At 65.7% G+C, this 20,788-nt stretch carries 21 protein-coding genes; 3 read left to right on the top strand and 18 right to left on the bottom strand.

The genetic code is table 11. The annotated features are described in order from the left end of the window. Positions 1-56: 56 nt before the first annotated feature. The 11 genes from IB256_RS00535 to IB256_RS00485 form a co-directional block, all read right to left on the bottom strand. Positions 57-416 carry a hypothetical protein gene (locus IB256_RS00535; protein WP_192400995.1) on the bottom strand — a complete coding sequence of 120 codons (360 nt, stop codon included), beginning with the start codon at positions 414-416 and terminating at the stop codon, positions 57-59. Positions 417-699: 283 nt separating this feature from the next. After that, positions 700-2,061, bottom strand: a complete 1,362-nt coding sequence (locus tag IB256_RS00530) for an MFS transporter (protein ID WP_192292236.1) — start codon at positions 2,059-2,061, stop codon at positions 700-702. 96 nt (positions 2,062-2,157) lie between these two features. Then, complete coding sequence (locus IB256_RS00525; protein WP_192400994.1) at positions 2,158-3,597, bottom strand: NAD-dependent succinate-semialdehyde dehydrogenase; 1,440 nt, start codon at positions 3,595-3,597, stop codon at positions 2,158-2,160. Further along, positions 3,594-4,628, bottom strand: a complete 1,035-nt coding sequence (locus IB256_RS00520; RefSeq protein WP_192400993.1) for an aldo/keto reductase — start codon at positions 4,626-4,628, stop codon at positions 3,594-3,596. Before IB256_RS00520 ends, IB256_RS00525 begins: the two co-directional genes overlap by 4 nt. Positions 4,629-4,638: 10 nt before the next feature. Further along, the gene (gene fae / locus IB256_RS00515) at positions 4,639-5,151 is read right to left on the bottom strand and encodes a formaldehyde-activating enzyme (protein WP_192292245.1); all 513 of its coding nucleotides are present in this window, start codon (positions 5,149-5,151) and stop codon (positions 4,639-4,641) included. Positions 5,152-5,480: 329 nt separating this feature from the next. After that, a complete protein-coding gene (locus IB256_RS00510) occupies positions 5,481-6,059 on the bottom strand; it encodes a DUF2846 domain-containing protein (RefSeq protein WP_192400992.1) in 579 nt (192 codons plus the stop codon). Positions 6,060-6,208: 149 nt separating this feature from the next. Continuing rightward, a complete protein-coding gene (locus IB256_RS00505; protein ID WP_192292557.1) occupies positions 6,209-6,796 on the bottom strand; it encodes a GNAT family acetyltransferase in 588 nt (195 codons plus the stop codon). Between the two features lie 160 nt (positions 6,797-6,956). After that, positions 6,957-8,252, bottom strand: coding sequence for an acyltransferase family protein (locus IB256_RS00500; RefSeq protein WP_192292251.1), 1,296 nt, complete (start codon positions 8,250-8,252; stop codon positions 6,957-6,959). A gap of 51 nt (positions 8,253-8,303) precedes the next feature. Then, positions 8,304-9,461, bottom strand: coding sequence for a phospholipase D-like domain-containing protein (locus IB256_RS00495; protein ID WP_192400991.1), 1,158 nt, complete (start codon positions 9,459-9,461; stop codon positions 8,304-8,306). Beyond that, positions 9,458-10,033, bottom strand: a complete 576-nt coding sequence (locus IB256_RS00490; RefSeq protein ID WP_192292257.1) for a YceI family protein — start codon at positions 10,031-10,033, stop codon at positions 9,458-9,460. Before IB256_RS00490 ends, IB256_RS00495 begins: the two co-directional genes overlap by 4 nt. 112 nt (positions 10,034-10,145) lie before the next feature. Further along, positions 10,146-11,051, bottom strand: coding sequence for a LysR family transcriptional regulator (locus tag IB256_RS00485; RefSeq protein WP_192292260.1), 906 nt, complete (start codon positions 11,049-11,051; stop codon positions 10,146-10,148). A gap of 109 nt (positions 11,052-11,160) precedes the next feature. Between IB256_RS00485 and IB256_RS00480 the strand changes: the two genes are divergently transcribed. Continuing rightward, complete coding sequence (locus IB256_RS00480) at positions 11,161-12,660, top strand: MFS transporter (RefSeq protein ID WP_192400990.1); 1,500 nt, start codon at positions 11,161-11,163, stop codon at positions 12,658-12,660. 681 nt (positions 12,661-13,341) lie between these two features. Here IB256_RS00480 and IB256_RS00475 read toward each other — a convergent pair. The 5 genes from IB256_RS00475 to IB256_RS00455 form a co-directional block, all read right to left on the bottom strand. Then, positions 13,342-13,941: a YceI family protein gene (locus tag IB256_RS00475; protein WP_192400989.1), complete on the bottom strand. Its 600-nt coding sequence runs from the start codon at positions 13,939-13,941 to the stop codon at positions 13,342-13,344. Between the two features lie 43 nt (positions 13,942-13,984). Then, positions 13,985-14,332: an amidase gene (locus IB256_RS00470; protein WP_192400988.1), complete on the bottom strand. Its 348-nt coding sequence runs from the start codon at positions 14,330-14,332 to the stop codon at positions 13,985-13,987. Beyond that, positions 14,329-15,456, bottom strand: coding sequence for a serine hydrolase domain-containing protein (locus IB256_RS00465; RefSeq protein ID WP_192292272.1), 1,128 nt, complete (start codon positions 15,454-15,456; stop codon positions 14,329-14,331). Before IB256_RS00465 ends, IB256_RS00470 begins: the two co-directional genes overlap by 4 nt. A 144-nt stretch (positions 15,457-15,600) precedes the next feature. Then, the gene (locus IB256_RS00460; protein ID WP_192400987.1) at positions 15,601-16,386 is read right to left on the bottom strand and encodes an MBL fold metallo-hydrolase; all 786 of its coding nucleotides are present in this window, start codon (positions 16,384-16,386) and stop codon (positions 15,601-15,603) included. 105 nt (positions 16,387-16,491) lie between these two features. Beyond that, positions 16,492-17,388, bottom strand: a complete 897-nt coding sequence (locus IB256_RS00455) for an acyl-CoA/acyl-ACP dehydrogenase (protein ID WP_192400986.1) — start codon at positions 17,386-17,388, stop codon at positions 16,492-16,494. 148 nt (positions 17,389-17,536) lie between these two features. Here IB256_RS00455 and olsB point away from each other — a divergent pair, with 148 nt between their 5' ends. Both olsB and IB256_RS00445 read left to right on the top strand, forming a co-directional pair. Further along, positions 17,537-18,292 (top strand): L-ornithine N(alpha)-acyltransferase, encoded by a 756-nt coding sequence (gene olsB, locus IB256_RS00450; protein ID WP_081516358.1) that lies wholly within the window; start codon positions 17,537-17,539, stop codon positions 18,290-18,292. Next, positions 18,292-19,059: a lysophospholipid acyltransferase family protein gene (locus IB256_RS00445; protein ID WP_192400985.1), complete on the top strand. Its 768-nt coding sequence runs from the start codon at positions 18,292-18,294 to the stop codon at positions 19,057-19,059. Before olsB ends, IB256_RS00445 begins: the two co-directional genes overlap by 1 nt. A 161-nt stretch (positions 19,060-19,220) precedes the next feature. Here the strand turns inward: IB256_RS00445 and IB256_RS00440 are convergent, their stop codons facing one another. After that, the gene (locus IB256_RS00440) at positions 19,221-20,081 is read right to left on the bottom strand and encodes a universal stress protein (protein ID WP_225601570.1); all 861 of its coding nucleotides are present in this window, start codon (positions 20,079-20,081) and stop codon (positions 19,221-19,223) included. A gap of 75 nt (positions 20,082-20,156) precedes the next feature. Beyond that, a complete protein-coding gene (locus IB256_RS00435; protein WP_192292560.1) occupies positions 20,157-20,750 on the bottom strand; it encodes an ACP phosphodiesterase in 594 nt (197 codons plus the stop codon). Positions 20,751-20,788: the final 38 nt, after the last annotated feature.

The raw sequence follows: 20,788 nt of genomic DNA, 5'->3' as shown, positions 1-20,788 counted from the left end.
GAACCCTCCTTGGGCTCGGTTTCTTGTGAACGGAACAGGTAGGCGACGTGGCTGCATCACTGGCCGAGGCGCGCGGTATCACTGACCGCGGTGCAACTGTCGGGCGTCAGGCAGAAGGCGATGTACACCGCCTGCCGACCACAGCCGCGGGCACCGATGGTGTATTCGGTGCGGTTGTTGGCGTAGGCGAACTGGGTGACCTTGCTCGACAGCACGGTGGCGGTGGCGTCCGGGCAATCGAGTTCGAAGCGTGCACGGGACAAGGCGGTGTTGATTGCCGCGTTCTGGTTCTGCGCTATGAACTGCTGGTCGGTCATGCAGCCGCTCAGGGAGGCGGCGCAGGCCAGTAAGGCGAAGGCGGGAAGCAACGGCAGACCATTGAGGAGGATGGCGGTAACGGTGGGGCGCAGGTGCATGGCGACTCCTTGCTGAAGAGTGATCGCCTGGGACCTTTGCACCGTTGAACGAACGTACGGGGACGGCAATCCGAGGCAGGGACCGCTACCTTAATCGCCATCCGGAGCGCTGAAATCGGGGTAGAAATAGATACGGATGGTCCCCCAGTCAGTTGCGCCAAATTCCTACATGATCAGCGCAGATATCTGAGGAACTGCCCGGTAAAGCCTCGTTTCAGAGCCTACAGACGAACGGGCGCACCGGTTTCCCGGCACGCCCGTTCGCTCAGCTCGCAGGGAGATGTCAGGCCAGTTGAGCAGCCTTTTCCGGCGCATCGCCAGGTGCCGATCCTGACTCGGCGCGGCAGGCGTTAGTCAGAGTCAGGTCCTTGGTCTCCGGGGCCCAGGCGATGGAGATGATCGCCCCCAGCAACAGAATGCCGGCAAGGATCGCCATGGTCGGGTTGAGGCCGATGCCCGCCACACTGACCGGCAGCAGAAAGGTGCTCAGTGCCGAGCCCAGGCGGCTGGCCGCCGTGGCCAGGCCGATACCACCGGCGCGCACTTCAGTGGGGAAGCTTTCCGCCGGGTAGACGCCGACCAGGTTGCTCACCGCCGACAGCACCAGGGTGAACAGGCCGAAGCACGCCACCATCAGCCAGGCCATGCTGCCCGGCAGCAACACCAGCAGGAACAGCGAAGCGGCGAGTATCAGGAAGGAGTTGATGAGGAAACCGCGACGGCTGAACTTGATGGTGCACCAGATGCCCAGCAGGGCCCCGACCACCAGCAGCGCGTTGAGCATCATCTCGGTGCCGAAGCCTTCGGCGAGTCCCATCTTCTGCAGGATCGACGGCAGGAAGGTGTAGATGGCGAAGTACGGCATGACGATGCAGATGAAGAACAGGCAGTTGAAGGCCGTGCGCTTGCGGTACTCGCGGCTGAACAGCGCGCTGTAGCCGGCGTGCTTGCGGGTGATGACTTCTTCGTCGATCTCCACGTTGGCGCCCAGGTGCTTGCGCACGATGGCACGGGCTTCCTCGACGCGGCCCTTGTGGATCAGCCAGCGCGGCGATTCGGGCGTGCCGATGCGGGCGATCAGGATCAACGCCGCGGGGATCGCCGAGGACGCCAGCATCCAGCGCCACGCATCATCGCCCAGCCCCAGCAGAGCGGTGCCGACGAAGGTGGCGGCGACATACCCGAAGGTCCAGATCACGCTGAACGAGCCCAGCAACACACCACGCTGCTTGCGCGGGGAGAACTCGGCGAGCATGGCATGGCCGACGCTGAAGTCGCCGCCCAGGCCGATGCCGATCAACACCCGGCAGAGGAACAGCTGCATCGCGGTTTCGACGTAGAACTGCATTACCGAGGCAACGGTGATCAGCACGAAGCTGATGAGGAAGATTTTCTGCCGCCCGAGGTGGTCGGAGATCCAGCCGAAGAACAGGCTGCCGAAGAACAGCCCGAGCAACGCTGAGCTGCCGATCAGTCCCTGCCAGAATGGCGTCAGCGCCATCTGCGGGTTGATCAGGGTGAAGGCGATGCCGATGAGGCCGAGGATGTAGCCGTCGGTGAAGTGGGCGCCGAAGGTGAGGCCGGCGATCTTGATGTGAAACCTGCCGATGGGCAGGTCATCGATTTTGACTGGTTGACCCGACATGATCGTCTCCGACTTTTTGTTATTGGAAACACAGCGAGGTTGAGCCGCCGAGCCCCGGAGGGCGCGGCGGATGAGGCAGAACGCCTTGGCGAAGCGTCAGGCGGACAGACCGCCCATGAGCAAATACTTGATCTCCACGTAGTCCTCGATGCCGTACCTGGAGCCTTCCCGGCCCAGCCCCGATTCCTTGATGCCGCCAAAGGGCGCCACTTCGGTGGAGATGATTCCTTCGTTGATACCGACCATGCCGGCCTCCAGGCCCTCGGCCATGCGCCAGACGCGACCGATGTCGCGGCTGTAGAAATAGGCGGAGAGTCCGTAGGGCGTATCGTTCGCCAGGCTCAGGACTTCAGACTCGTCGAGGAATCGGAAACAGGCCGCTACAGGGCCGAAGGTTTCCTCACTGGCAATCAGCATTTTCGGACTCGCTTCGGCCAGCACAGTCGGCTCGAAGAAGGTGCCGCCCAGCGCATGGCGACGGCCACCGCAGAGCAGCTTCGCGCCCTTCTCCAACGCATCGCCGACATGCTGCTCGACCTTGGCCAGCGCGGCTTCGTTAATCAGCGGGCCCTGCTCGGTTTCGCCTTCCAGCGCATTTCCCACGCGCATGGCACGCACCGCTTCGGTGAGACGCGATACAAATGCGTCGTACACCCCGTCCTGGATGTAGAAGCGGTTCACACACACGCAGGTCTGCCCGGTGTTGCGGAACTTCGAGGCCATGGCGCCGCGCACGGCGGCCTCGATATCGGCATCGTCGAAGACGATGAAGGGGGCGTTGCCGCCCAGCTCCAGCGAGACCTTCTTCAGCGTCTCCGCCGCCTGGCGCATCAGCAGCTTGCCGGTGCGGGTCGAGCCGGTGAACGACAGTTTGCGCACCGAGCCCGATGCCTGCAGCGCGCCACCGATGGCCGGGGCGTCGCCGGAAACGATGTTGAACACGCCCGGCGGAATGCCCGCCTCTTCCGCCAGCACCGCGAGGGCGAAGGCCGACAGCGGGGTTTCTTCCGAAGGCTTGAGGATCATCGTGCAGCCGGCGGCCAACGCCGGTCCCACCTTGCGGGTGACCATCGCCAGCGGGAAGTTCCACGGAGTGATCGCCGCGACCACACCAATGGCCTGCTTGATCACCACGATGCGCGCATCGCCCTTGTGCGAGGGGATCACGTCGCCATACACGCGTTTGGCTTCCTCGGCGAACCACTCGAGGAAGCTCGCCGCGTAGGCGACCTCGCCTTTGGCCTCGGCCAGCGGCTTACCCTGCTCGGTGCTGAGCAGCCGCGCCAGGTCGTCCTGGCGCTGCAGCATCAGTTCGCCCCAGCGACGGATGCGCGCGCTGCGCTCTTTGGCGGTGAGTGCGCGCCAGGCCGGCAGCGCCCGTTCAGCAGCGGCAATGGCAGCGTTGGTCTCCTCGGCGCCGCCACGGGCAACTTCGACGATCAGCACGCCAGTGGCCGGGTTGCGGACCGGGTAGGTCGCGCCGCCATTCACCCATTGGCCATCGATGTAGTGGCCAGTCTTCAGCAGCGCGCTCATGCCACCGCCTCCGTCAGCGCGAAGGCTTCGCGCATGGGGCGGGCGGCGCGCAGGATACGCTTGCCGGCGCTGTAGTCGTTGATCACGTCGCAGGGCGTGTAGTTGCGCTCGAGCTCATAGATTTCCTCGTCGTCCAGACGGGTTTCCAGCGCGGCCAGGGCGCTGTCGAACTGCGCGGTGGTGTCGGCACCGACCAGCATGCAATCCACGCCCGAATGCTGCAGGACCCAGGCCTGGGCGATCTGCGCGTTGGATACGCCGCGGCGTTGGGCCACGCGCTGCACGGAGCGGGCGATCTCGAAGGAGGCCTCGTCGGCGTACATCTGCTGGGTGAAGAAGTCGGTCTGGTTGCGCGTGGAGTTCGCGTCGCCAGTCAGCAGCCCGCGCGCCAGCGGGCTGAACACCGAGACGCCAAGGCCCTGGTCGCGGCAGAAGGGAATCATCTCGCGCTCTTCCTCGCGGTAGGCGCAGTTGAGCTGCAGCTGCATGTTGATCGGTTTGACCCAGCCATTGCGCTCGCAAGCCATGAGGATCTTCGCCAGCTGGCCGGTGAGCATGGTGGACACGCCGATGTAGCGGGCCTTGCCGGCGCGGACGATGTCGTTCAGCGCGCCCATCACCTCTTCCACCGGAGTGTTTACGTCGTAGAAGTGCAGCATGTAGATGTCGACGTAGTCCATGCCCATGCGCTTCAGGGAGGCGTCGATGCCATCCATGATGTGCTTGCGCGAATGCCCGCTGGCGTTGATGCCGGGACGGGTGCCGTAGCCGACCTTGGTGGTGATCACCACGTCCTCGCGACGCACCAGGCGCTTGAGGATGCGGCAGACCACCTCCTCGCCGACACCGGCCGAGTAAAAGTCGGCGAGGTCGATGAAGTTCACGCCGGCATCCAGCGCGTGCTTCACGATCGGCTCGCTCTTGGCCTCATCGAAGATCCACGGTTTCCAGTCCGGGGTGCCCATGTTCATGGTGCCCAGGCACAGCTTGGAAACCTGCAGGCCGGAGTTGCCGAGACGGATGTATTGCATGGTGCGGACCTCAGGCCTTGGGGGTGTAGAAGGGGTTGGCGATGGCGTTGACCACGTCGGCCAGCTGCGCACGCTCGGGCTTGCAGGTCAGCGCCGCGCGGATCGCGGTGCGGCAGGCGTTGTAGTTGTTGCGGAAGACGGCATCCAGGTCGTCGCAGCCCGGATTGACCCAGTTGGCGGTGACGATGGCCCATTCGTCCTCCGCTTCCGGAGGCAGGGTGCCGTCCAGCAGCGCCTCGGTGACGGCCTTGGCGATGCCCGCCTGGGAAGCCCCCCAGGTGGCGTTGGCGTGCAGGTCACCATCGATCTCGGCCTTGTTCACGTAAAGGGTCATCGGCTTGACCGGAATGTTCGGCTGGGCGATCACCATGAACGGGCAGTGGCCCTGGCTGGGCGAAGCCAGGCTGTTGGAGAAGGCCTGGCCGGCCGGGCCGCTGCGCGGGCCGAGCAGGATGTTGATGTGCGCGGCGTTGACGCCGGGGCCTTCGAAACCTTCACCGATGTACAGGTCGAGCTTTTTCATGGGGTACCTCATGGAACCGTGGGGGAGTAAGAAAGCCCGGGCCTGCGTGCGCGGCCCGTGGCAAAACCGGCACAGAACGCCGGGAGAAAGTCGGTGTGGGATCAGGAATCGACGAGCAAGTCGGACGGGTGCGCGAAGGCACCGGACAGGCCGGAACGCGGAGGACGGATCGAGGGTGGGGAAAGCAGGCAGGTGATCATGTCGCGTCGCTCTTTGTTGTTGTCGATGAGCTGGTGCGACGATTTTTAGCACCGGGCCAAATCGGCCCGGTAACCATAAAAACTCAAGGAGTTATGAGTTGCCCTCATAACTCCGAAAGGGTGGAAATCTCAGAGCCCGATACGTTCGAAGAAGCCTGGTCCTTCGACTTCCTTGCCGCTGGCGGCAATGCTCACCGGCTCCTGGACCTGCCGTGTGGCGGGGATTTCCCGCGAGCCCAGCTCCTTGCCCACCAGTTGCAGCGGGCCAGCCCCCTGGCCGGCGGTGTGTTCGTACTTGGGCGGCGTGTGGGTCTCGTCGTAGCGCAGGTAGTAGACCTCGCCGGCGCGGGCTTCCAGGGTGAAGCCGGCGATCAGGGTAAAGTCCAGGCTGCCGCCGGCGAAGAAGGTCCAGAAGCTGCCCAGCAACGGGCGACGCATCTGCAGCGGATAGCTGCCGGGGGCGAAGCTCAGGGCGAAGTAGCCGTTGCTCGGCAGGCTGCCGATCAGCTCGTTGTTGATGAACAGCCCGGGCGCTTCCAGCTCCTCGTCGGACCACTGGTTCTGCGGCCGGTAGATGTACACCGTGGCTTGCTGCGCATCCGCAGGCAACGCACCGAAGGGCGGTCCGTCGACCGCGCCGAAGAACGCACCGGGCGAGCTGCAACCGGCGAGCATCAGGAGAAAGGCGCACAGGGCCATTCGGAGCATGGAAAGTCCCTCTTATGGTTATCCCCGGAGCATAACCAGCGCATCACACCTTGCCACCCGTCGAAAGTCCGGGTCGGTCACTTCTCGGCCACACCTGGGTCACCGGCGCAAACCTGTCCCTGATCCAGCGTCCCGAACACTGGTGTGCGTCAGCTCAGTTCCTTGAGCCAGAACATCATCGACTTGGCGGTCTCCTGTTGCTCGCCGATATCGCGCCAGTGGTATTCGGTCTGCAGGGAGGGTTGCGGAGTGAAGCCGCGCTGCAGACAGAAGGCGTCCGGCGAGCGGTAGCCGGCAGGTCGCGCAGAATGCTCCGGCGGCCGCCGAAGGGCGCAGAAGGCACACCAGTCGAAGCGATCCAGGCTACGCGCAAAGCGTTCGCGCTCCTCGAAGAAGCGCAGGTCGAGATCGGCGCTGCGGTACTCCGGCAGAACCACCGACTCGCCAAAATAGAAGATTCGTTCCGGGTTCCAGCCCTGCACCAGGAACGGCTGCTGCAAAGCCTCGGACTCGTCCAACAACGGCAGCCCGGTCGAGGCCCCCACTACCCTGCCCTCATCGATCACCAGCACGCACAGGCTCCAGGCTGAACGTACGTGGCTGTCGAGGTATCCGGCCTCGTATTCCGGGCTGCCGTCGAAGAGGTACGGATACTCGCGGAACACAGTGATGCGCAATCGCGCCAGATCATCGATGAACGGGCGGAGGGCATCACCGCTGAGCAGGCGGATATCCAGGGGCATGGCGGGAGTCCGCAGGTGCCGCCGCCGGCAAGGTGGCAGCAATGTTGAAACCTAGCATGGGCCGAGAAGCCAGCCGAAGTTCCAACCGCGACAGAAGCATATCCGTGCGCGCCAGCCTTCAAGGCAGTTCGCGGGTGTGACCGACGGACGCGCCTCAGGACTCCGTCACCACCCGTCGCCGCGTGGCTGGCGGCGCGGGCGGTGCCGGCAACAGGTGGCGCACCAGCCATTTGCGCACCGGCACTACGCAGCGCTCCTGCACCAGCACGCAACTGGTGACCATGAACAGCAGGAACAGCGGATACAGCCACAGCGACAGCTGCTGGTGGGTCGCCGACTCGACGCAGAAGGCCCAGTCGGCCAGGCAGTCGCCCGGCGCGCGGATCAGCTTCTCGGTGCGCGAGAACAGGGTGAACAGTGGCACATGCAGGGCGAACAGCGACAACGATGCAGCCCCCAGTCTCGGCGACCAGTGGCGGATCAGGCTGTTCTGCGGATCGCGCGGCAAGGCACTCATGTACACCAGCACCAACTGTGCCGGCAGCAGCAGGCCGTTATGCAGGAGGAAGTACCAGTACTTGGCGCCGTGGGTATAGAGGTAATCGGCGACGAGGAAATTGGCCAGCACGAAGGCGCCCATCGCCACCAGCATCCCGCGCCCCGGCAGGCGGCCGGCGTCCTTGTACTCGCGGAACAGTCCGTAGGCAAGGATGCCGCTGAGGAACTCCGGCAGACGCAGCAGCGGGTTGCGGTGCAGCAGGCCGGTCCAGGGCATGCCGTACTGTTCGCTGGCGACCACCAGGATCGGCGGGATCAGGTAAAGCACCCACAGCGCCAGCAGCCAGCGCCATTTGTTCTGCAGGCGCGCCAGGCGCGGCGCGACGAAGGGGAAGCAGAGGTAGAAGAAGAACAGCGTCGACAGCGACCAGAGCGGCGCGTTGAAGGTCAGGTAATACGGGTTCCAGGCCTGCAGCATGGTGAGCTGGAGGATGCTGTTGAACAGCAGTTCGCGGTCGCTCATCCAGTGGTGGAACAGCTCCGGCTGCAGCCGGCCGATGGCCTCGTTGGTGTCGTAGATGACGAACCGCGGCGTGGCCTGATCGAGGTCCGGGCCGATGCCCAGCCCGCTCACCACCAGCAGCACGGTGATGGTCAGCAGGATCGAGAAGATGTGCAGCGGGTAGAGGTTGGACAGGCGCTTGGTGAAGAAACTGCGCGGGCTCTCGCGCAGCTGCCCGTCGGTGACGTAGACGTGGCAGAGCAGGAAGCCGGAGAGCACGAAGAAGGTGCTGGTGGCGAAGAAGCCCAATGCGGTGAGGTCATCGAGGCCGGCGAACTTCTGCTCCGCCGGGTAGCTGTGCAGCGTGTGGTAGATCACCACATAAAGGCCCATCAGGAAGCGCAGCCATTCCAGCCCGATGAAACGCTCCTTTTTTTGTCTGTTCTCCACGCTTCTCTCCTTCCAGGTAGGCGAACGACAGCTGGACGAACCACAACGACATCAGCGGCGGCGATCGAGGAAGTTCACCACCAGTCGGTCCAGCGAGCCCCACAGGCGCTCGCGCAGGCGCTTCCACCAGGGACGCGCGCGCCAGAAGCCCAGGTCGATCTCGCGGCTCTGTGCGAAGTCGGCGGCCAGGCAGTCGGCCACCGCCGCGGTGAACGACGGATCGAACGCTTCTACATTGGCCTCCAGATTGAACCGAAGGTTCCAATGATCGAAGTTGCACGAGCCGACGCTGACCCAGTCATCGACCAGTACCATCTTCAGATGAAGGAAGCGCGGCTGGTATTCGAAGATCTTCACCCCGGCACGCAGCAGGCCGGGGTAATAGCGCTGACCCGCGTAGCGCACGGGAGCATGGTCGGTGAGGCGCCCGGTGAGCAGCAGGCGCACGTCGACACCGCGCTGGGCGGCCTTGCGCAGGGCGCGGCGGACTTTCCAGGTCGGCAGGAAGTAAGGCGTCGCCAGCCACACACGCTGGTGCGCGCCACGCAGCGAACGCACCAGCGCCTGGAGGATGTCCCTGTGCTGGCCGGCGTCGGCATAGGCGACCCGCGCCAGGCCTTCGCCGTAGTTGGGGATCGGCGGCAGGCGGGTCAGCAGGACTTCCTCGCGAGGCTTCCAGGCGCGCACGCCGAGACAGGCATTCCACTGCCGCTCGAACAGACGCTGCCAGTCGGCGACGATGTGGCCGGTCATCTCCACCATCACTTCGTGCCAGTCGCTGCGGTTCTCCCGCGCGGACCAGAACTCGTCGGTGGCGCCGGTACCGCCGACATAGGCGATGCGCTCGTCCACCAGCAACAGCTTGCGGTGATCGCGGTACAGGTTGCGAATGCCGGCCTTCCAGTTCAGCGGGTTGTAGTGGCGCAGCTCGCCGCCCGCCTCCAGCAGTTGGCGCGTCCAGGCGCTGGAGAGCTTGAGGCTGCCAAAGGCGTCGAACAGGCAACGCACCTTCACACCGCGCGAGCGCGCAGCCAGCAGGCGATCCAGCAGCGCCTCGGCGCAACTGCCGCTTTCTACCAGGTACAGCTCCAGTTCGATCTGCCGCTCGGCACTGTCGATGGCGGCGAACATGCGCGGGAAGAAGCGCTCGCCATCGCAGAGCAGGGCGAAACGGTTGCCCGTCCGCCAGGGGAAGATCGGGCCGCTCACCGCGAGGCGAAGATCAGCACGGCGCCCACCGGCACCGACAGGCCGATGCTCTTGAGCCCGGCCAGTTTGCGTAGCTGCGCCACGCCTGGTGCGAGGCCGAAGTCAGCGGCGTTGATCACCAGCGGCGAGAGCGTCACCACCTGGAAGCGATGCTCGTCCAGGCGGGTGATCAGCACATCGGTGCGGTAGTCCTTCGCCTGGCCGTTCAGCTCCAGGCGCAGCGGCAGGCGCGTCTCCAGCTGCACGCCGTTGGCAAGATCGGTGATGGGGCGCAGGTCGATGGTCGAGGTGATGCGCGCCTCGGGGAACTTCTCGGTATCGAACAACTGGTCGCGCACACGTTCATCGCGCAGCGGGATGCCGGTGCTCAGCGAGTCCATCTCGATACGCAACTCCACCCGGCCCTGCTCCTCCACCTTGCCGTGCATCACCAGGAAGCGGTTCACCTCGGCGATATCGGCGTTCTTGGTCGTGACGAAGGTCAGCCGCGAGGACTCGTAGTCGAGGTACCAGGCAGCCTGGGCGGAAGCGGCGAAGCAGGCCGCGAAGAGGAAGGTGAACAGCGAGCGCATGAAATCCCTTACATGGAAAACGGATGGATCAACGGCCAACGATAGCGGCCCGCCGTCGGCTTGCAAACCGGCCGACCGGCGAGCCCATTGGGCAGGCGTGGGCGCCAATGGTTCAGTCGGCCAGCAACGCGGGAATCCCAGCCACCAGCGCATCGATGGCGCAACGAATCTTCGACGGCATGTAGCGCGTCTTCGGCCATACCGCATGGATCTCCAGCGGCGGCAACCTGCAGCGTCCCTTCACCACCACCAGCTCGCCACGCTTCACGTGCCGCGCCAACAGCCAGGTCGGCAGGCGTGCCAGGCCGAAACCGGCCACGGCGGCGGCGGTGATGGCTTGCAGGTCGTCCATGCTCAGCTGCGGGTCCATCTCGATGCGCCTGGCGTATCCGTCGTCGTCGCGCATGTCCCAGGGGGAGGTGACGCCAGCCACGGAATAGCTGATGGAAGCGTGGCCGACCAGATCGTCGAGATGCTCCGGCATGCCATGCTCGGCTATGTACGACGGCGCCGCGCCGATGCCGGTGTACTGCACTCCCAGCTTGCGGGCGGCGAGTGTGGCGCTGTCGCTGAGCGGGCCGATGCGCACGGCCAGGTCGATGCCCTCTTCGACCAGGTCGACGCGGCGATCGGTGAACGACAGGTCGATCCTCAATGACGGATATTGCCGCGCCAGCGCCAGCATCAGCGGCGCCACGCAGAGGTGGCCGAAGGAGATCGGCACGCTGACCCGCAGGCGCCCGCGCGGCTCCATCCGCCCGCCTTCCAGCGCGGTGTGAGCGGCATCCAGCTCGGCCAGCGCGCGCACGCAGCTGTCGTAGAACACCTGGCCGTCGTCGGTGAGGTTCTGGCTACGCGTGGTGCGTTGCAGCAGGCGCACGCCCAGGCGCGCCTCCAGCCGGGCAATGGCCTTGCCCACCGCCGAACGCGTAAGGCTCAGGCGCTCCGCCGCGAGGGCGAAGCTGCCGGCGTCGACCACCTGAACGAAGGTAGCGATGCCATCGAGACGGTCATCCATCACCCTTCCCCTTTGAATCCTGAAAAGACTCAATGATGGGACCAAATGGAGCCAATGGGGAACCTTGTTCTTTTCGACAATGGTGGCTCGCCCTACGGAGCCCACTCCCATGACTGCCCACCGCAACCCAAGAAACCTCATCGCCCTGGCGGCGGTGTGCCTGTCCTCGATGATGTTCGGCCTGGAAATCTCCAGCGTGCCGGCCAGCCTGCCGGCCCTGGAGCGCGTGCTGCACGGCGACTTCCAGGACCTGCAATGGGTGATGAACGCCTACACCATTGCCGTCACCAGCGTGCTGATGGCCGCCGGCACCCTGGCCGACCGCTTCGGCCGCAAGCGCCTGTTTGTCATCAGCCTGGCGCTGTTCGGCCTGACCTCGCTGCTCTGCGGGCTGGCAGGCGACATGCCGACCATGATTGCCGGGCGCTTCCTGCAGGGCACCGCCGGCGGGGTCATGCTGATCTGCCAGGTGGCCGTGCTGACCAGCCAGTTCGGCGACCCGGCCGAGCGCGTGCGCGCCTTCGCCGCCTGGGGTGTGGTGTTCGGCATCGGCCTGGGCTTCGGGCCGATCGTCGGCAGCGCCATTGTCGTCCTGGCCAGTTGGCAGTGGGTGTTCCTGGTGCACGGGCCGCTCGCCCTGCTCACCCTGGCGCTGGCGCAGTACGGCGCGGTGGAATCGCGCGATCCGGATGCCGAACGGCTGGATGTCGGCGGCATGCTCACGCTGTCGCTGGCAGTGCTCGGCACGGTGTTCTACATCACCCAGGGCGCGGACATGGGCTTCGCCAGCCCGGCCGCGCTGGCAATCCTGCTGCTCAGCTTCGCCTGCCTGATCGCCTTCGTCCTGATCGAGCGCCGCGTCGCCCACCCGATGTTCGACTTCTCGGTACTGCGCATCCGCGCATTCTCCGGCGCGATGTTCGCCTCGGCAGGGATGAACGTGAGCTTCTGGCCGCTGATGATCTACCTGCCGGTCTACTACCACGGCGTACTCGGCTACGACGACGTGAAGGCCGGCTGGTCGCTGCTCGCCTACACGCTGCCGACGCTGGTGGTGCCGCCGATCGCCGAGCGCCTGGCGCATCGCTTCCACCCCGGCTGGGTGATTCCCGGCGGGATGTTCGTGATTGGCGCCGGCTTTTTCCTGATGCTCTGGGGCAGCAGCGTGGACCATGCCAGCTGGCTGACCCTGCTGCCCGGCTGCGTGCTGGCCGGAATCGGCCTGGGGCTGACCAACACCACGGTGACCAACACCTCCACCGCCGCCGTGCCCGCCACCCGCGCCGGCATGGCCTCAGGCATCGACATGAGCGCGCGGATGATCTCCCTGGCGATCAATATCGCGGTGATGGGGCTGATCCTGCTTTCCGGCGTCGCGGCGGCGCTACAGGGCGTAGAGAGTGGCGAGAAGCTGCAACTGGCGGCCAGCATCGCCAGCGGCCGGCTGGGTGCGGACGATCCGGACGGCGCCCGTGCGGCATTGGTGCAGGGGTTTGGCTGGGTGCTTGGCTACGGCGGGATCAGCGCCTGGCTGTTCGCGGTGGGCAGCTTCCTCACCTTCGGTGCGCATCGGGCGGCGCGGCCTAGACTGGAGGCTGTCCAATCCTGAATGACAGGAGCATCACCATGAAGACCATCCTGCTGCTTACCTTCGTGCTCATCGGCGCTTCCAGTTGCAGCGTGGGCTCCGGCTTCCGCTTCCAACCCGACGTGCCGGCGATTGCGGCACGGGCTTAAGGCTGGCTGTTTTCGCAATTGACGCTGAGCCGTGCGGTTCGCGAGCAAGGGCTAGGCGCCCCCCTCGGTCCTACGAAGAGCCAATGCCCCGCCCCGGCTCTGGCTCTGGCTCTGGCTCTTGAAGACTTCCAGATAAACCTCAGCGCAATCCGAACGCCCCGTTCAGGAGGCCTCGTTGAAGCGGAGTTTCAGGGGTTGAGCGACATGGATGTCGCGAGAGCTGCGATGGGCCAGGGATGGCCCTTCGCAGCGTGCCCCTGAAACTTCGCTTCAACGAGGGTATTTTTCGCCTAGGCGAAAAACCGGATGTCCGGGGCAAGCCTTTTGGTTACTTTTCGGCGTTTGGAAAAGTAACTCGCCCGAGGGGGCGAAACCAGGAATCTGAGCGCACGCCGAAGCGGCGCAGAAATCCCCAAGCCAACGCAGCAATACAGGACCAACATCGGAGCGGAGGAAGACGCCGGCCCTGCCGACGGATCGCGGGCATGGCCCGCTCCTACAGGTCAGGTGCATCTCCCCACCATGCGCACGATGGCGGGCATGGCGTTCAGTGTCACGGCGCCTGCTTGATCACCTGACTGAACCCCAACACCGCAAACACCGGCACCTCAGGAGTAATGGACGGCACGTTGGCGACTTCCTTGAGCGGCTCCAGCTTCTCTTCCAGGTCGAAGTCGATCAGCTTGAGCACCAGCGGCTCCATGGTTGTCACTTCGATGCGGCTCTCGCTGGGGCGGCTGACCAGCACCTCGGACTTGAGCCGGCGCTGCTGGTCGTGCAGGTCGAGGTTGAAATCCACGGTTTCCTGGCGCGACTGGCCGACCTGCAGGTCCTCATAGCGGCTCAGGTCGAGCTGACTGCTGACAATCGCCTCGGGGAAGCGCTCGATCTCGAAGAAGGCATTGCGCATGCGCTCGTCGCGCAGCGCCAGGCCGCTGTCGATGGACTCCAGCGGCACCACCACGCGCACCGCGCCCTTGTCGTCGATCTGCCCGGAGAGGCGGTCGAAGCGCTGCACCTCCGCCATCTTGCCGCGCTTGACCGAGACGAAGCTGATCCGCGAGGTGTCGCCGTCCAGTTGCCATTCAGCCAGGGCCAGGGGGCTGGCCAGTACCAGCAAGGCGCATACAGCTCCTGTTACAAAAGAATGCATTGGTCCTCCGAAGCGGGTCGCCCCGCTCCGTGGAACGCGCCCGTCAGTGGCTGCCCGATTCGGGCAAATCGTCCGCCTGGGGCATCAGTTGGCATCCCTCGCGCGCACCGAGCCAGGCGGCTGTCTGCGTACTGCCCAGGCCGCGGGCGGTCACCCGCTTGCGCGCTTCGTCGTCGAGAAAGGCGCTGGTCGGCACGTACTGCTTGGTATAGGCCCGGCAATAGTCCGCCGAGTTCCCCATAACGTAGCGGCAGGAGCAGTACTCCTTGGCGGTGTAGGCGCCGATGATGCCGGGGAAGGCGGCGAGATGGACACGGTTCTGCCACGCGGTGGTGACCAGGGCGAGCAGCAACAGGACCAGGGCGGTGAGGATCGGATGACGGCGGATCATGGCTGCACCTCCCCGTGGGCGAAGGCCGCCTGGGCAAGCTTGAGGAAGGTGTCGTGCTGGTAGCTGCCGTCACGGTCGTCGGCGTAGCGAACGATCACCAGCTTCTGTTCGGGGATCACGTACAGCGCCTGGCCCCAGTGGCCGAGAGCGGCGAAGGTATCCGCCGGCGCATCCGGCCAGGGCGCGGGCGCGCCGGCCACCGGGCGGTTGAGCCACCACTGGCCGCCGGGCACCGCCTCATTGGGCTTCTTCGGATCGGGCTGGTACTCGGGGAACGGCGCGAGGACGAATTTCAGCCAGTCCTGCGGCAGCAACTGGCGATCCTTCCAGCGCCCGTCGCGCTCCATCAGCAGGCCGATGCGCGCCAAGTCGCGGGCTGTCATGTAGGCGTAGGACGAACCGACGAAGGTCCCGCTGGCGTCACGCTCCCAGACGGCGGACTGGATGCCCAGCGGCTCGAACAGCGCGGTCCAGGGATAGTTGGCGTAGTCCTTGCCGACCATCTGCTTGAGCGTGGCGGAGAGCACGTTGCTGTCGCCGCTGGAGTAGCGGAAGCGCTTGCCCGGCTCGGCATCGGCGGGGAAGCCGGCGGTGAATTTCGCCATGTCGTCGCGGCCACGGGTGTAGAGCATCGCCACCACCGAGGAGCGCACCGGCGCGTACTCGTACTCTTCCTGCCAGGCCAGGCCCGAAGCCCAATGCAGCAGGTCGCGCATCTTGATGTCGGGGTGATCGGCGAAGGCCGGGTAATGCTTGGCGACCGGGTCGTCGAGCTGGAACTTGCCCTCGCCGAAGGCCACGCCGAGGACGCTGGCCATCACGCTTTTGCTCATCGACCAGGCCAGATGCGGTGTCTCGGCGCGGGTCGGGCCGGCGTAGCGCTCGTAGATCAGCTGGCCATCGCGGATCACCACCACGGCGTCGGTGCGCACGCCCTTGCGGGTGCCGTCGTCGCGGGTGGGGAAGGCGTAGTTCTCGAACGCCTGCACGGCGGCGCCGCTGGGCGTGGCGCCGTGAGGCCAGTCGGCCTCGGGCCAGGTTTCGCTACCGTGGGCGTGGCTGCTCAGCAGGCAGGTGGCCAGCGCCAGCGCGCGCAGCGCTGGGCGGAAGGGGGCAAAGGGCATCGGCGGGCCTCTTGTTATCAGGTCGGCCCGCACCCTAGCACGGTGAAGATGACGGATTAAGCGCCGATCGTGCCGTAATCAAGGACGATTGGCGCAATCGGTCAGCGCCGCGCTTGTTGACAGGAACGTGTCAGCACGAGCGCGCTAGCGAGGAACCTGGTAGTCGTCCGGCCCCATGAGGTCCATGCCGCATTGCAGATCGGCGATCCAGTCGAGGAATGCCGTGATCATCGGTTTGCCCACGAAGGGCCGGCCGTGCTGCGGAACGACCATCTCGATGTCCAGGCCGCGAACCATGTTGGCCCACAGCCGGCCAACCTTGTTCGAGGCCATGTAGCGCCGGTGGAAACCTTCCATGTGCGGCACGTGGGCGGCGAAGTCCTGCACCGGGCTGGCGTCGTCCACCAGGGAGGCGCCCATGTCGCCGGAGAAGAGGATCTTGCTGATCGGGTCGTAGACCTGGAAGTTGCCCACCGAGTGGAGAAAGTGCGCGGGAATCATCTTCAGCTGGCAGCGGCCCAATTGCACCGATTCGCCACGGTCCGGCAGCGGGATCACGCGGTCATAGGTGGAGATGCCATGGCTGACCGCCAGGTAGCTGGCCGTGAGGTGCGGCAGGAAGCGTGCCCAGAGCTTGGAACAGATGACCTTGGCGCGGGTGTGCAGCAGCCACTTGTCCAGCGCGGCGATGATGTCCGGGTCCTGGTGCGAGGCGAAGATGTAGTCCAGGTCCTGCAGCGGGAACAGCTTGGAGAGTTCCAGCGACAACGGGGTGTAGGTCAGGTCGCCGCCCGGATCAAGCAGCAGGCGCTTGTCGTGGTCGACGATGAGAAACTGGTTGGATTGCACACCGTCGCCGCTGACCAGATCGTCGAAACACAGGCATTGGTGTTTACCGTCGTCGAACAGCACGATGGGTTCGCGTCGCATGAGGGGATTTCCTAAAGCAGTGGGAGGGAAAACAGTGGGTAGCCCTGCGGAAATTTCTAGGTATCTCAGAAACTTCTGTAAGGCTAACGTCCCCTCCCCGAGCCCTCACTGACGTGGGTCAAGGCCTATTGCCACCCTCGCTTTCTCCAGGCGTTTGGCCCGCGCGGAACCGGCGATGGCGAGTACACCCTTGTCCCGCTTCCACACCGTCGCCGGTTCCGCGGCGCCGGAGGCGAATGCGGCATCCAGTGCCGCGGCGAGGCTTTCGAACTGGCTGAACACACCGGCCAGCAGCAGGTGGGTTTCCGGCTGCGAGGCGGGCTGCCGGCTGACTTCGGCGCAACCGGCGAGCACGCCGGTGAGGCGCAGACTCAGCTCCGCCGGCCATTGGTGTTCCACGGCCAGGCCATAGAGCCAGGCGCAGACTGCGGCCAGCACATGGGTGTCTTCCAGGGTGCGGAAAGGTTTGCTGTAGGCCTCCCAGCCATCACCGGGCAGGCGCTCGCAATGGGCGCCGTCGAGCAGCAGGCGAGCGTGGGGGATGTCCGGCATCAGCGGCAGGGCCGGCAGCGCTTCGAGCTTCGCGCCGGGGGCGCCGGCCTGCACCACGGTCATGGCGATGCGCGGCGGCTGGCCCTCCTCCTCGTCACGCGCGGCAACCAGCCACCAGGCGGCGCTGTCGGCTGCGGTGGCGAAGTCCTTGCGACCGTGCAGCACCAGGCCTTCGAGGCGGGTCTGCAGATCGGCGGGGCGCACGCTCTTCTTCTCAGTCACGCACAACGCGCCGAGGCTGCGCGGGGCAGCCGGCCAGAGTGCGCGCAGCGCGGCCTGGTAGCCAGCAAGGAAGGCCAGCCCCGGTGACGTCGCCAGACGGCCGCCGAGCACTGCCAGTTCGAAGCTGCCGGCGCACTCTGCGCGGGTGAGCAATTCGGCGTACCAGTCGTCCAGGGCCAGGCCGGGCGGTAACCGGTCCTGCGGGCCGAGCAGGCATTTCCAGGGCATCGCGGCGCTCCTTCCTTCGAGGTCGTTGTTCTTGTCATACAAGCATCACCGCACCGTCATGGGCGTGACACCGGTCATTCCTAGCCTGAGCTTGCACAACAAAGCCGACCGGCCGCAACCCGCATGGCCGGTTCACGGAGGCACTCGCATGAGTCAGATCGCCCTCTCCTGTGACACCCCGGCACAGCGCCGTCTCAAGGCCGTGCGTCTGCGCGGCGCCCGCGCCCTGCGCGAAGCCCAGGCCCTGCGTTACCGCGTGTTCAGCAGCGAATTCGATGCCCAGCTCAAGGGCGCGGACCTGGGCCTGGACATGGACGACTACGACCGTCACTGCGCCCACATCGGCGTGCGCGACCTCAACACCGGCGCGCTGGTGGCCACCACCCGCCTGCTCGACCACCGCGCCGCGCAGCGCCTGGGCCGCTTCTACAGCGAAGAGGAATTCGCCCTCGACGGCCTGGACAACCTGCAGGGCCCGGTGTTGGAAATCGGCCGCACCTGCGTCGACCCGGACTACCGCAACGGCGGCACCATCGCCGTGCTCTGGAGCGAACTGGCCGAAGTGCTCAACGAAGGCGGCTACCGCTACCTGATGGGCTGCGCCAGCATTCCCATGCGCGACGGCGGCATCCAGGCCCGCGCGGTCATGCAGCGCCTGCGCGACCGCTACCTGTGCCAGCAGAACCTGCGCGCCGAGCCGAAGACCCCGCTGCCGCCGATGGACGTGCCGGACAACCTCACCGCCGAGCTGCCGCCGTTGCTCAAGGCCTACATGCGCCTGGGCGCGAAGATCTGCGGCGAACCCTGCTGGGACCCGGACTTCGGCGTCGCCGACGTGTTCATCCTGCTCAAGCGCGACGAACTCTGCCCGCGCTACGCCCGCCACTTCAAGGCCGCAGTCTGATGCGCAGCCTGCGCGCCTGGCTGCGCGTCGCCCGCCTGCTGTCACTTCTGCTGGTGGGCCTCGTGCTGGCCAGCTTCGTCAGCCTGCTGGAGCGCCTGCCCGGCGACCGGATGCCCCTGCGCCAGCGCCTGACGCGCTGGTTCCTGGCGCGCCTGTCCGCCGCCCTGCCCTTTGAACTGCAGGTGCACGGCGAGTTGCCCACACAGCCGATGCTGTGGGTCTCCAACCATGTGTCTTGGGTCGATATTCCGCTGCTGGGCGGGCTGCTGCCGCTGACCTTCCTGTCCAAGGCCGAAGTGCGCCAGTGGCCGGTAGCCGGCTGGCTGGCGGAGAAGGCCGGTACGCTGTTCATTCGCCGTGGCTCGGGCGATGCGCGGATGATCAATGCGCAGCTGGCCACGCACCTGTCGCGCGGCCGTTCGCTGCTGGTCTTCCCCGAAGGCACCACCACCGACGGCACGGGCCTGCGCACCTTCCACGGCCGCCTGATGGCCAGCGCCATCGAAGCCGGCGTGCCGGTGCAGCCGGTAGGGCTGCGCTACCGCCGCAACGACCAGGCGTGCGAACTGGCGCCCTTCATCGGTGACGACGATCTGGTCAGTCACCTGAAGCGCCTGTTCGACAATGATCGGGGTGTGGTGGAAGTCCACCTGCTGCCGGCGCTGTCCAGCGCGCACCAGGACCGCAATCTGCTGGCCAGACAGGCACATGCTGCGATCCACGCGGTGGTGTGTGAGGCCCAGGAAGAGTCGGCCATCGCGGCCTGAGTTCTGCCAGCAAGGCTGCAGGGAAAGCGAAGAAGGTTTGGAGCCCGCCGTAACCTACGGCCGACGGGTTCCCACTCTGACGAAACGGCTTTCAAACTACGCCGGGCGGCACCCTCGAGCCGCCCGACGCAACCTGAAAACAGTCTCCAGGCGCCGGAGGCTCAAGCCTCCGGCGGCACGACCAGGATGTCACAATCCAGTTCGCGCAGAGCGTAGTCGGCAACACTGCCGATCAGGGCACGCTTGATCCCACCCATACCCCGAGTACCCATGACCAGCAGATCGGGCCGATGCTTGTCGACCATCCGCTGCAACACGTTGCCCGGCAGCCCGACGGCCACCAGTTGTTCGTCGATGCGTTCTTCCAGATGGCGCTCGTGGAGGAACTTCTTCAGCTCGTCCACCGCCTGGCGGGATTCGCTGCCGACGAATTCGTCGATGCGCTCCTCGCTCACCCCGGAGTACTGCATCATGCCCTTGGCCAGCGGGCTGAAGGCATAGACGCCCCGGCGCACGGCGCCTTCGAGCAGGCCCAGTTCATCGGCCACTTCCACCGCATGGGCCGAGGCCGGCGAGGTATCGAGGGCGATCAACAGGTCGCGGTACTGGCCGCCGGCCGGCTGGTTGACCACCAGCACCGGCAGTTGCCCGGCGCGCAGCACTCGCTCGACCGTGGTGCCGACGAAGATGTCGCGCAGCACGCTCTTGCGGTGCGCGCCCATCACCAGCATCTCGCAGTCCTGCTGCTTCGCTGCGGCGAGGATCTGCTGATTCGGATCACCGCGCTCCACCAGCAGTTTCGGGCAGGTGCCGCCCAGCTCGGTGAGCTCCACCAGCCGCGCTTCAAGCATCAGGCGCACCTGGGTGACTTCCTGTTCGACCAGCGCCGAAGGCTGGTCTTCATCGACCACGTAGAGCACGGTCCAGGGGCAGGCGTAGCGCTTGGCCAGCGCTGCCGCACGGTGCAAAGCCTTTTCGGAACGGCCGGACAGATCCGTTGCGACCATTAACGACTTCATCATGCTGCTCCTCTCGTCGTCCTTCAGATGTGTCTATTGCACACGCTATGGGCCGTCGGGCGGTTGACGCATATCAAGTCAGGCCGGACCGTCCATCGTATTCGGCAGATTTCTGACGAAGGCCTGCAATTGGGGATAGAACTCACGGAAATCGCTGCTCAAAGGCTCATACAGGCGATCCAGCTCATCCCAGGCGCCATCCAGCAAAGACGGCCTGGACAGGCGTCGGGACATCCCGACGACCACGTCCTGCAGCACCTCGAACTCCCGATAGCTGCCGAGCCAGTCCTGCGCGGCCATGCGCGGTGCAATGCGCGCCAGACGCTCCGGCAGGCCAGGCGTACGGCCCAGTACACCGTAGACCCGTTGGGTGAAGTGCTCCAGCGGCTCGCCGGAGAAACGCCCCCAGTCGCGGGCCAGGCAATGGTCGAAGAACACGTCCAGAAGCACGCCGGCCATGCGCCGGCGCTCGCTGGGGAAGCGCGTCTTGGCACTGTGTATCAAGGCGTGACTGTCGGTGAAGGCGTCGATGCGCCGGTGCAGGCGGATGCCCGCCTCGATCTCGGCGGGCCACTGGCCGGCCAGCGGTCCCTTGACGAAGTCGCCATAGAGGCTGCCGAGCAGTTGGGCGGGCCGGTCGCCGCCCAGATGAAGGTGCGCGAGGTAGTTCATGGGCAGAGAGTAGCGCGGGTGGTCAGCGGCTACTATCA

This window comes from Pseudomonas sp. PDM17, assembly GCF_014851985.1.
GTDB lineage: Bacteria > Pseudomonadota > Gammaproteobacteria > Pseudomonadales > Pseudomonadaceae > Pseudomonas.
This window is presented reverse-complemented; position numbering and strand designations above follow the sequence as displayed.